We start from the raw sequence: 12,657 nt of genomic DNA on the forward strand, positions 1-12,657 counted from the left end.
TACTTTCACCTTTCCAATATCCATTTAATACTAAAATAAACACCAAAAGGCAGTGACAAAAATTGCCTCTGCCTTAGTGCTGTTCTTAAAATTACTTACGGATCCCAAGCTTTTCAATAGTAGCTCTGTATCTCTCGATATCCTTCTTTTTAAGATAGTTGAGAAGATTTCTTCTCTTACCAACCATTTTCAGAAGTCCTCTTCTTGAGTGATGATCCTTCTTGTGAACTTTCAGATGTTCAGTCAGATCGTTGATCCTTTTTGTAAGAATAGCGATCTGAACCTCGGGAGAACCTGTATCGCTCTCATGTGTTCTGTTGGCTTCGATAACCGCAGTCTTTTCATCTTTTCTAAGCATTTTCCGTACCTCTTTCAAAATATTTCCGATGTAAAAGAATATGGCGGGTAACGCTCCCTTACGGGCTTAACCCATATTCTGTCGCATGGATAACGCTGTGCAAAACACAACAATAGTTATTATACATCAGCTCAGCTGAATTGTAAATAGTATTAATAAATATTTTACAATTTAATCTATAATCCCGTTTTTAACCTTAGCCGCCGTCAGGGTATTCTGCATAAGCATAGCTATAGTCATCGGGCCTACTCCTCCCGGAACAGGTGTGATAAAGCCTGCCTTTTCCTTACAATCCTCAAAATCAACGTCTCCGCACAGCTTACCGTTTTCATCACGGTTCATTCCAACGTCAATAACTACTGCGCCCTCTTTGATATAATCGGCGGTTATCATTTTTGCCTTTCCTACCGCCGCTACAAGAATATCGGCTCTCTGACAGACCTCTTTAAGGTTTTTTGTCTTGGAATGACAAACAGTAACTGTTCCGCTCTTATGCAGAAGCAGCATTGCCTGAGGTTTTCCTACTATATTGCTGCGTCCTATAACAACGCACTCTTTTCCGGCAATTTCAGTGCCTGAAGACGCGATCAGCTCCATTACTCCGGCAGGAGTGCAAGGCAGAAAGCTATAGTCGCCTATCATTATTTTTCCGACATTTACAGGATGAAAAGCGTCTACATCCTTTTCCGGAAGGATATTGTTGATAATAACTTTATCGTCAAGATGTGCAGGAAGCGGAAGCTGTACAAGTATTCCGTTTACTTTATCGTCGGCGTTCAGCTTCTGAACCAGTTCAAGCAGCTGCTCTTCTGTAGTATCCTCAGGCAGCGCAAACTCGTAGGAATTAAAGCCTACCTCCTCGCAGGCACGTTTCTTATTTCTTACATAAACCTTTGAAGCGGGGTCTTCGCCTACAATAACAACTGCAAGCCCTACCTCTATTCCCTGCTTTTTAAGCTCGGCGGTCTCAGCCTTGATACGCTCCTTAACCTGAGCCGATACTGCTTTTCCGTCAATTATTTTACTCATTCTCGTCTTCCTCCGCTTCGGTATTTGTATTATCGTCAGTTTTTTCTGATTCGTCGCTTACATTCTGAGCTTCATCGTCATCGGCAAGAATAGATTTATAGCCGCTGTCGGGCTTTTCATTTTCTCCGAGCTTCTTTATAGACGGTTCTGCCTTTTTGCCGTATTTCTCATCATATTCCTTCTGAAGCTCTGCAAAGCTTTCACCTTTAGCCTTTGCTTCTTTTATCTTTGCTTTAAGCTCTTTTTTGCCCTTGCGTATCTCATCGTAGTTTTCATACTGAGACAACTGTGCCTTTGAAATCTCTGTATCGCAGAAAAGCCTATAGTCATCACGTCTTTTAAAAATACTTCTAAGCACTATTATAAGTACGACCGAGGCAAGCACACAGGTTCCGGCTACCAGCTGAGAGACCTTGATATTGGCAAGATAAAGCGAATCGGTTCTTGTTGCCTCTATAAAAAATCTGCCTAATCCGTACCAGCCGATATACATCAGGAATACTTCGCCGTCAAATTTACGGTGCTTCATATAAAGATGAAGAAGTACAAAGCCTATTATGCACCAGATAGATTCATAGAGAAAACAGGGATGAACGGGTGCATAGGAAGATACCGTTCCTCCGAGATCGTCGTAATGATCGGCGATATAATGCATGGTACTGCTGCTCATCATTCCCCACGGGAGATCGGTATTGCCGCCAAAAGCCTCCTGATTGAAGAAATTTCCCCATCTGCCTACTGCCTGACCTATAAGAAAGCAGGGAGCGACAACATCTAGAAGTGCGGAAAGCTTAAGCTTTCTGAGTTTTGCGATTATTCCGCCCACCAAGACAGCGCCAATAACTCCGCCGTAAATTGCCAGTCCGCCGTCACGGAAGTTAAAGAACTGACTTATAGACATTTCGGAATTAAAGAGAATATAATAAAGCCTTGCTCCGAAAATTGCTCCGATAAGTCCGCCGATAACTGCGTCTGTCGCTCTGTCCGGATCTATTCCGACCGACTTCATTTTTCTGAATCCGTAGATCATCGCAAGAAGGATACCTAGCGCGATCAGAAATCCGTACCAATAAATCGAGAAATCCGTTCCGGGTATTTTGAACAATACCCTGTCAATAGAAAATCCCTCCTTGAAAATACTGTCGCCGTTTCCCAGATTGGGAAAGAATACTTTGTCAGGATTTTCAAGTATCTTCTGCTGCATTTCCTCGCTTACGTCCTTAGCGAGAAGCTGAAAAAGCTGCGTCATAAGTACGCCCATTGCCAAGAGCCGACGCCTGCGGTCAAAGCTTAATGGGCTTGCCTCCATTCATATTATTATTTTATACTGTTCCGGTTTATTATCAGGTATGGTTTTCAATTACTGAAAGCGCCGCCTTAGAAGCGTCAAAAAGCGTATCAAACGCCGCAAGAATATCCTCAAAGTCCAGCTTTGCAAGCATATCGGCCGCCGTAAATGCGCCGGTACCCTGAAGATGATTTTCAAACATCATTTCAGCGCAGTTCTCAACGTTATTGAAGCCTCTTATCATTGAACCGTATCGTGACTTTCTGATTATCTCGAATAAACGCCTGTCAAGCCCTTCCGCTTTCGCCCTTTCGATCTCAGCCAGACAGCGTTTGAAAACTTCATCGGGTGCATGAGATTCTCCGCTGCATATACAGCTGAAAAAACCTTCCTCTGCATTGAATACCTCAAAAGAGAAAGACGAGTTTATAAGTCCTTCCTCAAAAAGCTCCTTATACCACCTTGACATAGAGCCGAAAAGCATTTGAAGCAGTATGCCTGCGCATACCTCCATTTTTACCATTTCAGTACCCTTGAATACCGGACATTTGAAGCCGACAGAAAACAAAGGCGTTCCAACGGTATATTCAGCGCTTACTTTTCTCTTGACTATATCGGCAGGCTCATACGGGAAAGCAACCTCAAGTCTTTTATCCTCAGCAGGCAGCAGAAATTTATCGCATATCCCGATGACTTTTTCCTCATCTACGTTTCCGGCAATACAAAGCACCATATTATGAAGATTATAAAAAGTATTATAGCATTTATAAAGCAGCTCCGGAGTTATCTTCTGAATAGACTCAACTGTTCCGGCAATATCTATTTTTACTGGATGATAATGATACAATGCACCGAGAAGATTGAAAAAGCAGGCTCTGTCAGGCGAATCGCTGCTCATTTTTATTTCCTGAGCTATTATTCCGCGTTCTTTTTCAACGTTTTCCTCTGTAAAATAAGGCTTCTGCACAAAGCTCAGAAGTATCTCCAGAGATTTCTCATAATTTTCCGAGCAGCTGAAGGTATACGCCGTTTCGCAGAAAGACGTAAATGCATTTGCAGACGCTCCGGTTTTTGCATAAAGCTCAAAAACGTCGCAGTCCTCGTTCTCAAACAGCTTATGCTCCAGATAATGTGCGATACCATCAGGAACTTCGATATAATCACCTGTATCTACAGTCCTGAACTTATTGTTTACCGAACCGTATTTTGTTCCGAAAAGCGCTTCAGTAGTTGTAAAGCCTTCCATTTTCCATACAAGAACATCAAGACCCGATGAATGACGGATCAGCGAATATTTATCTCCTGTTCTTTCGCAGGTAATTACTTCTTTTGTAAAGCTCAATTATCCGCACCTCCTTCAGACGGCTTCAATACATAGACCGTATCAAGACTGAACGCTTTGGCAGAATTAATTATATCCTCTCTGGTTACAGACATTATGATCTCTGCTGCGTCATCGGGCGAATATCCTGTATTTCTTACAAACTGATAGAAATACCAGGCGTTCATATCTCCGACAGAATCGTAATTTGAACGAAAAGCCCCAGAGATATAAAGCTTTGTATTGTAAAGCTCTTCGTCACTGAAATCTCCGCTTTTGATCGCATCAAGCTGTTTTATTATCTCCTCGCGGGCAACGGGTATTTTATCTGTATCAACTCCGCTGTCCACAAGCATAGTATTTTTTCCCTCTATAATTCCCGCAGCACAGTAATAACAGAGCGACAGCTTTTCTCTAACATTCAGAAAAAGCTTTGATGTCGGCGAACCTCCGAACATAGCGCACATTACCTTATCAGCGTAGATATTTCTGACGGTATTTCCGGTCTTGAAAGCCATTACCATTTTCGCCTGGGAAATATCCAAAGCTTCTTCCGTAAAAACAGGCTGCTTTTTTAACGGAGATGGAGAATTGAATACAGGCTTGTCCGGACATTCTCTTCTGAGCTTTGAAAACGCTTTCAAAACATAGCTTTCCTGCTTTTCGGTATCCTGTCCTCCGCAGAACGTTATATCTACCGCCGCCTTAGTTAGAAGCATTTCATATGCGGCTGACAAATCGTCATGAGTTATACTCTTTGCCGTTTCAACAGTTCCCATTGCCGAATATGCACATGGTTCATTTTCAAATATTATTTGACCGGCTCTCCATACCGCATACTGACGTTTGTTGTTGACCGAGTTTTCGATCAGGTCTATAAGCTCCTGTCTGCGGAGCTGAAAGTATTTTTCACTGAATCTTCCGTTTTCAAGGTGAGGAGAAAATATACAGTCAAGCAGGATCTCCGCCGCAGTATCCGAAATAGTTTCACCGCCTATCGTATATGCGTCTCCTATATAATTAATTGAAAGTCCCGCGGTCTGATAATCACCGACCCTGTAAGAAAAAGCGTTTATCGCTGAACCATAAAGCTCTGCGGTCCTTTCCGTAAGCTGCTCCCTAGAGGGACACTTACTATTTGAGGTCGCAAGCAAATCAACCAGCAAAGAGCAGCAGGACGCAGTTTTTTCACTCAGCGGGAATATAAAACGGATAACGATGCAGCTTGATTTAAATTTCTCATCCTTTATTTTTGAGACCGTTATTCCGTTTCCGCAGCTCTTATGCTCAAATAATTCTGACATAAGTTAATCTCCTTAATTTTCATTCTGCAAGCCGCAGTCATAAACAAATTATATTATAGCACATTATTTTAAAAATTACCACACTTTTCACAAGAATTTCAGAAAGATCCGCCGTACTCTTCTATTCCCCAACCGTATAGACAAAGTTTTCCCAATGCAGAACTGTGTTCTCATCGGCCTCTTCCGGGATCAGCGCACGGGCAATTAGCATTGTTTCACCGTTTGAAATATTTTTCAGATGAGCGTAATCTCCGTCTATCCTGACTACTATATAATCCTTCGGCTCCATATATGATTTACCTCGCTTTCCTGCTACTGCATAAACAGAACATTTTTTTCTCCCGCCGCCTGCTGAAGCTCTATAAGAAGCTTCTTTGTAAGGGCGACAGACGGCAAAGACCTGAATGCGGTGGTTTTATTCAGGTCGGCGAAATATAAGGTAAGCCTATTTCTTCCCTCGCCTGCCGAAGCGGCTGTTTTTCTGATTCTTTCAATCAGCGCTTTATCGCCTGAAAGCGCTCTCACGCAAACCCCTTTTTTCATAGCCTGCTCCTCAAAACGCTGAACTGTTTCGGCAAGCTCGCATATAAGCTTAGGATTTTCGTCCTCCTTGACGGAAATTCTACCTTTTACATGAACAACAGCACCGTTTTTCAGAACTGATGAAGATATCTGATAGACATTTGGGAACACTATAATTTCAGCAGCGCCAGTCCTGTCCTCCGCCTGAACAAAGCACATTATATCGCCCTTTTTTGTTTTAAGGGTCTTTATATGGGTTATCATTGCAACAATATCAGCGCTGTCCCCGTCGCAGAAGCCTTTTACGTTTTCAGACGCACACTGATAAAGACGGGAAATTTCGGTACAGCAGGAAGCATATGCGGCAGGCATATATTCGTCAAGCGGATGACCTGAAATATACATTCCAAGCGCTTCATGCTCAAATTCAAGCAGAGCTTCATGTGAATATTCCTCTGCCGGCTCGATAACCTTTTCCGGCGGCTCGCTTATCCCCATTCCGAAAAAGTCCAGCTGTCCCGCAAGATTTGCTTTGCTCTCCTGAGCAGCCGACTGTATAAGCGCTTCATAGGAATTGATCATTTCACGGCGGTTGTTTGGAAAGCAGTCCATTGCTCCGCTTTTTATCAGCTGTTCAACGCCTTTGGAGGTTACTTCCCTTCCGGTCATACGGGTGCAGAAATTTTGCAGGCTTCTGAATACGCCGTTCTCTTCACGTTCTCTTATTATAGAAGCTATTGCTCCTTCACCCAGACTTTTTACCGCTATCAAAGCAAAGCGTATTCCATCCTGCTCCGCAGTAAAGCCTCTTGAGCTTTTGTTTATATCGACAGGAAGTATCTTTACCCCGTTTTTTATACAATCGCTTACATAGCTGTTAAGCTTTTCTGTACTTTCAAGCAGGGTAACAGTCATTAACGCCGCCATATATTCCTTATAAAAATGATATTTCAAATAGGCTGTCTGATAGGCAATAGTAGCGTAGGCGGCTGCATGAGATTTGTTAAAGGCATAAGAAGCGAACGAAGTCATCTCGTCAAAAATCTCATTTGCAGTCTTTTCTGGAACTCCGCGCTTGACACAGCCGTCGCACTGACCCTCCTCGCCCCATATAAACGCTTTTCGCTCGTTTTCAAGAACGCTGTGCTTTTTCTTTGCCATCGCTCGGCGCACAATATCGGCTCTGCCGTAGGAATAACCGGCAAGCTCCCTGAATATCTGCATTACCTGCTCCTGATACACGATACAGCCATAAGTAACTTCAAGTATTTTTTTCAAAAGAGGGTGCTTATATGTTACAAGAGAAGGGTTATGACGGTTACGGATATAAATCGGTATTGAATCCATAGGGCCGGGGCGGTAAAGCGAAATCACAGCAATAAGATCCTCAATTCCGTCAGGCCGAAGCTTCATTATTGTAGATGTCATTCCTGCGCTTTCAAACTGAAATACTCCCTCCGTTCTGCCCTGGGAAAGCATATCATAAACGCCCTTATCGTCAAGAGGGATTTTTTCCGCGTCAAAATCAGGTATTTTATTTCTCACCGCCAGCTGACAGTGATTTATTGTCGTAAGGTTCCTGAGCCCAAGAAAATCTATTTTAAGAAGTCCCAGACTTTCAAGTACCGTCATCGTATACTGAGTGGAGATCTGTCCGTCACGGGCATAAAGCGGAACGTAACAGTCTGCAGGCTCTTTTGTTATAACTACTCCCGCAGCATGAGTAGAAACATTTCTCGGCATACCCTCTACCTTAACGGCTGTATCAAGCAATGAGCGTATCTTCTCGTCGTCTTTGTACATTTTTGAAACCTCGGGAACATCTCTGACAGCGTCAGTCAGCGACATTCCTCTTGGAATGGCTTTTGCAACAATATCACCAGTCTGATAAGAAAGCCCCATTGCTCGGGCAACGTCCCGCACCGCCGCCTTTGAAGCCAGCGTTCCGAAAGTAACTATCTGAGCTACATGATCCGAGCCGTATTTATCAACTACATAATCAATGACCCGCTGTCTGCCTTCCATGCAGAAGTCAATATCAAAGTCCGGCATTGACACTCTCTCAGGGTTAAGAAAACGCTCAAACAACAGGTTATATTTCAATGGATCTATACCGGTTATACCGATACAGTATGCGCAAAGGCTTCCCGCCCCCGAGCCTCTGCCGCAGCCTACAGGTATTTTCTGAGTTCTGGCATAATGAATAAAATCCCATACGATAAGGTAATAATCCGTATAGCCCATCTGGGTAATAACAGACAGCTCGTATTCAAGTCTTTCAACAGCCTCATCAGATGGGGTACCGTATCTTTCGTACAAGCCTTTGCGGCACATATCCCGAAGAAATCCTTCGTTGTCCTCTACTCCCTCAATATGAAAATAAGGCAGCTTTGTTTTGCCGAACTCAAAGCTTACATTACAGCGCTCCGCAATTTTTGCCGTATTTGCGACTGCCTGAGGCTGAAATGGGAAAAGCTCCGCCATTTCGGCCTGTGATTTAATATAGAATTCCTCGGTCGGAAATTCAAGCTTTGACGGCTCGTTTATCGTTGTCGCCGTTGATATGCACATCAGTATACGCTGCGAATACGCGTCGTCTTTTCTTATATAATGTGCGTCGTTAGTTGCTGCAAGCGGAATACCCGTTTCTTGCGAAAGCTTTATAAGATACGGTATTATCCTTTCCTGCTCCGGAAATTTATGATTCTGGATCTCTATAAAATAGTTATCTTTTCCGAAAATATCCCTGTATCTCAATGCTGTTTCAACAGCCCCGCTGTAATTGCCGTCAGAAAGCTTCCTTGGGATTTCTCCGGCAAGGCAGGCGGACAGGCATATCAGTCCCTCATGATACTTCTCAAGCAGCTCCAGATCAACTCTAGGACGGCTGTAAAAGCCTTCAGTATAGCCTTTTGAAACCAGCTTTATAAGATTCTGGTATCCTGTATTATTCTCGCACAGCAAAACAAGATGATAAGGAGAAGTATCTATTTTGGGAAGCTTATCAAAACGGGTCCTGGGCGCAACGTAGACCTCGCAGCCGATTATAGGCTTTATACCCTGAGCGGTACACTCATTGTAAAACTCCACTGCCGCAAACATATTTCCGTGATCTGTTACGGCGCAGGCGGTCTGTCCAAGCTCTTTTACTCTGGATACAAGTTCCTTTATACGGCAGGCGCCGTCAAGAAGCGAATATTCGCTGTGAACGTGAAGATGAACGAACTCCTCCATTTCGGCTGCCTCCTTTAACAATCAGTTTACTGTCTTTCCCTCTCGTATATCCTGTGCGATACGCGCTATTCTGGCAAGTCTGTGATTTGCTCCGGAACGTGATATAGGCGGATCCAGCGCCTGGCCCAGCTCGTTCAGGTTATAATCAGGATTTTCATATCTTACCTGAGCGATCTCCTGAAGGCTTTCTGGCAGAGAACCTAGTCCCAGAGTTTCATCTATAAGTTCTATATCAGCTATCTGCTTTTCAGCGGCTCTCAGCGATTTTTCGATATTTGCGTTATCGCAGTTGACGGCTCGGTTGATCCGGTTTCTCATATCCTTCATTATTTTTACATTCATAAGCTCCAGCGAAGCGTTTGTCGCACCCATAAGCGTAAGCAGATCAATGATATTCTCCGATTCCTTTATGTATACGATCTGAGAATTTTTGCGCTCCGTCTGCTTTGCAAGTATACCGTAATTATCCAGAAGCAGCAGTCCGAAATCGTTGCAAAGCTGAATATCCGGCATAACAAACTCCATATGATACTTTTTTTCAGGATTGTTTACCGAACCGCAGGCAAGAAATATTCCCGCAATAAGCTGAGGATAATATTTCTTTTTCGGAAGATTGTCCTGTGTCAGACGTCTTGAGGAATCCATTCTGAAATACTCAAGCAGCTCAAGCCTGCTTTCTTCGCCGCATATCTCAAGCCGGTAAAGAGTTACTTCGTTTTTCTTTCCGATCTGAGAAATATCCACGGCGTTTTCATTTCCGCATATTCTTCTGCAGTTGGACGCAAAAAAATCCGCTACAGAGCTATGCTCGGTAAGAAAAACGATCTCACGGTCGCTCAGTATATTGCAGAAAACGAGTATCCCCATAAGACAAACGTCAGCCTTTGCCTTTGTATTTATTTTTTCAAGTATTTCTTCCTTTGCATGATACGAAAAGGACTGCTTTTCCATTGTTCAGATTTTACCGCCTTAATGTTTATCAATATCTCTGTGTGAAATCCTGACCTTATGTCCGCTGTTCTTCAGATGACCCGCAAGCGCCTCGGCAAAGGTTACGCTTCTGTGCTTTCCTCCCGTACAGCCAAATGCTATAACAAGCTGTGATTTACCCTCCCTCTCATAAAGGGGGATAAGAAAATCCACAAGCTCCGTCAGCTTGGAATAAAGCTGCTTTGCTTCATCAAACTTCATAACATAACCCGAAACCTCAGCCGAAAGTCCGGTCTTATCTCTCAGCTCGGGTATGTAATATGGGTTCGGCAGACATCTTACGTCAAATATCAGATCCCCCTCGCTGAACGCTCCGAACTTAAAGCCGAAGGAGCGTACATCTATTCTCATATAATCCTGTCCGGACTCAAGAAACATTGAATACATTCTTTCCTTGAATTCAGCAAGAGAAGTAGAAGATGTATCAATATAATAATCAGCCTTTGCTTTTACAGGTACAAGGATCTCGCGTTCAGTTTCGATAGCCTTTCTTATATTGCCGTATGAAACCTCGTCAAGTGGGTGCTTTCTTCTTGTTTCCTTATATCTCCTTACGATAACATCGTCGGCTGAATCAAGAAATAGTATCTTAAGATTTACATGAGCCGCTTTAAGCTGAGTTATAGTATCGCTCAGCTTCAGGAACAGATCTCCGCCCCTTATATCCACGACAAACGCTACCTTTTCGATCTTGCCGTCAGACTGGGAACATATATCTGCAAACTTTGTAATAAGCTCAGGAGGCATATTATCAATACAATAGTAGCCTATATCCTCAAGAATATTTACCGCACTTGATTTTCCGGAGCCTGAAAGACCGGTTATGATAACAAACTGCATACATTACTCCTCCCGTCTACTTATCATCTTCACTGTATGGGATAATCCTGACTTCACATTCCAGAAAATATCCCGTTTTCTCCAAAACCGTTTTCTGAACCTTTTCAATAAGCTGCTTTATATCCTCAGAAGTAGCACAGCCTGTATTGATAACAAAACCGCTGTGTTTTTCAGAGACCTCAGCTCCCCCTATGCGCAGCCCTTTTAGTCCGCAGTCCTGTATAAGCTTCCCTGCAAACTGTCCCTCAGGACGCTTGAAAGTAGAGCCGGCGTTAGGATATTCAAGCGGCTGCTTTTCCCTGCGGCGTGACATAAGCTCGTTCATTCTTGCCTCAATTGCAGACTTTTCAGCCTTATGTAGCCTGAATACAGCTTTTGTTATTACACTGCCGCTTTGCTGAAAGATGCTGGTTCTGTATCCAAGCTCCATTTTATCTATCAGATATTCGGATATACTTCCGTTAGTATCTACAGCTTGTGCCGAAATTATAACGTCCTTTATTTCTCCGCCGTAAGCGCCGGCGTTCATAAATACCGCACCTCCTACAGTTCCCGGTATTCCGTAAGCAAACTCAAGTCCGCTAAGTGAATGTTCAAGCGCAAAAAGACAAAGCTTTATAAGCGGACAGCCCGCCTCGGCTTCAACGGTTTTTTCGTCAACAAGCTTGACTTCCGAAAAACCGCCGCCCATTAAGAAAACCGCTCCGTCAAAGCCCTTGTCGTCGCAAAGCATATTTGAGCCTTTTCCTATAACCATAGTACGGAGCTTATTATCACTGCTGAATTTTATAAGCTGAGCCAGAGCCGTTTCAGAATTAATCTCTATTACAGCAGGACATTCGCCGCCTACCTTAAAAGTAGTAAGATCCTTCAGTCTTTTATTGCGGTATATTGTGCAGCCCAGCTTTTCGGCAAGCTCACAGAGCTGTTCCGTATTCATTTAATTGACCAAACCCTTCTGTTTTTGCAGATACAGCGTATCCCCAAAATGATTTTCTAAATTAAAAAAGTATCAAGGTTACTGAAAAGAAGGCGTATTTCACGCATTATAGTCCTATATCTCCGCGCTTAGCCGTTATATACTCCCTTACCCTTTCCCAGTCGGCGTTTATTATCAGATCCTTCGGAAAATCAATCTCTTCCAAGATCAAGGAAGCCGACGGTATCTGACCTGCATACTGACAAAAATGACAGTCGGAGTCTACGGTAACGGGAACTTCATACTTTTTACAGAGTCTCAGAAGTTCATAGCTATTGCGGCGCGAGCCTTTTTTATTGTTTATAGAGCTTTCGTTTATTTCAACCAGCTTCCCGTACTCCCTGAACTTCTTTACGCAGCGCTCCATATCAAACGGGAACATATCAGTTGTACAGTGACCTATAACATCGACGTAAGGGTTTTCGCAGAGAGCCAGATACGCCTTTGTATTATTTTCTGCGGAAACGGGTTCAAACGTCCATTTATGCATTGAAGCAACGACCCATTCAAGTCTTGAAAGCAGATTTTCATCAACGTCAAGATTTCCGCAGCTGTCAATTATATTCGCTTCTATCCCTTTCAAAACAATTACATTACTTATTTTTCTCGGCAAAGCCTTTAGATTTTCAAAATGCCATACATGAGGAGAATCGGGCATTTTCATAGCATGATCCGTCATCGCGACAGCTTTAAGACCGTATTTCTCCGCCCATATGCAGTTTTCTGAGATAGTAGAGTAAGCGTGGGTCGACGCAATAGTATGAGTATGAAGATCCGCTTGAATTTTCATTT

The 12,657-nt window shown here is 43.2% G+C and carries 11 protein-coding genes; all 11 read right to left on the reverse strand.

Annotated elements, in window-relative coordinates; translation table 11 throughout:
* Positions 1 to 91: 91 nt before the first annotated feature.
* The 11 genes from rpsO to ACYQ0H_RS10295 all read right to left on the reverse strand — a co-directional run bounded on the left by rpsO (position 92) and on the right by ACYQ0H_RS10295 (position 12,655).
* Positions 92 to 358, reverse strand: coding sequence for a 30S ribosomal protein S15 (gene rpsO, locus ACYQ0H_RS10245; protein ID WP_459812740.1), 267 nt, complete (start codon positions 356 to 358; stop codon positions 92 to 94).
* A 171-nt stretch (positions 359 to 529) separates the two neighbouring features.
* Positions 530 to 1,387 carry a bifunctional methylenetetrahydrofolate dehydrogenase/methenyltetrahydrofolate cyclohydrolase FolD gene (gene folD / locus ACYQ0H_RS10250; protein WP_459812741.1) on the reverse strand — a complete coding sequence of 286 codons (858 nt, stop codon included), beginning with the start codon at positions 1,385 to 1,387 and terminating at the stop codon, positions 530 to 532.
* A complete protein-coding gene (gene lgt / locus ACYQ0H_RS10255) occupies positions 1,380 to 2,648 on the reverse strand; it encodes a prolipoprotein diacylglyceryl transferase (RefSeq protein ID WP_459812805.1) in 1,269 nt (422 codons plus the stop codon). The genes folD and lgt overlap by 8 nt, the downstream gene beginning before the upstream one ends.
* Positions 2,649 to 2,730: 82 nt before the next feature.
* Positions 2,731 to 4,017: an EF-P 5-aminopentanol modification-associated protein YfmH gene (gene yfmH, locus ACYQ0H_RS10260; protein ID WP_459812742.1), complete on the reverse strand. Its 1,287-nt coding sequence runs from the start codon at positions 4,015 to 4,017 to the stop codon at positions 2,731 to 2,733.
* Positions 4,014 to 5,300 carry an EF-P 5-aminopentanol modification-associated protein YfmF gene (yfmF, locus tag ACYQ0H_RS10265; protein WP_459812743.1) on the reverse strand — a complete coding sequence of 429 codons (1,287 nt, stop codon included), beginning with the start codon at positions 5,298 to 5,300 and terminating at the stop codon, positions 4,014 to 4,016. Before yfmF ends, yfmH begins: the two co-directional genes overlap by 4 nt.
* A gap of 121 nt (positions 5,301 to 5,421) precedes the next feature.
* Entirely contained in the window at positions 5,422 to 5,589 is a 168-nt protein-coding gene (locus ACYQ0H_RS10270; RefSeq protein ID WP_459812744.1) for a hypothetical protein, read from the reverse strand.
* A 23-nt stretch (positions 5,590 to 5,612) separates the two neighbouring features.
* Positions 5,613 to 9,056 (reverse strand): DNA polymerase III subunit alpha, encoded by a 3,444-nt coding sequence (locus tag ACYQ0H_RS10275; RefSeq protein WP_459812745.1) that lies wholly within the window; start codon positions 9,054 to 9,056, stop codon positions 5,613 to 5,615.
* A 21-nt stretch (positions 9,057 to 9,077) separates the two neighbouring features.
* A complete protein-coding gene (gene whiA / locus ACYQ0H_RS10280) occupies positions 9,078 to 10,007 on the reverse strand; it encodes a DNA-binding protein WhiA (RefSeq protein ID WP_459812746.1) in 930 nt (309 codons plus the stop codon).
* A gap of 18 nt (positions 10,008 to 10,025) precedes the next feature.
* Entirely contained in the window at positions 10,026 to 10,886 is an 861-nt protein-coding gene (rapZ, locus tag ACYQ0H_RS10285; RefSeq protein ID WP_459812747.1) for an RNase adapter RapZ, read from the reverse strand.
* A gap of 16 nt (positions 10,887 to 10,902) precedes the next feature.
* Positions 10,903 to 11,826 carry a UDP-N-acetylmuramate dehydrogenase gene (gene murB, locus ACYQ0H_RS10290; RefSeq protein ID WP_459812748.1) on the reverse strand — a complete coding sequence of 308 codons (924 nt, stop codon included), beginning with the start codon at positions 11,824 to 11,826 and terminating at the stop codon, positions 10,903 to 10,905.
* 106 nt (positions 11,827 to 11,932) lie between these two features.
* Positions 11,933 to 12,655 carry a phosphatase gene (locus ACYQ0H_RS10295; RefSeq protein ID WP_459812749.1) on the reverse strand — a complete coding sequence of 241 codons (723 nt, stop codon included), beginning with the start codon at positions 12,653 to 12,655 and terminating at the stop codon, positions 11,933 to 11,935.
* Positions 12,656 to 12,657: the final 2 nt, after the last annotated feature.

This window comes from Hominimerdicola intestinalis, from assembly GCF_054655215.1.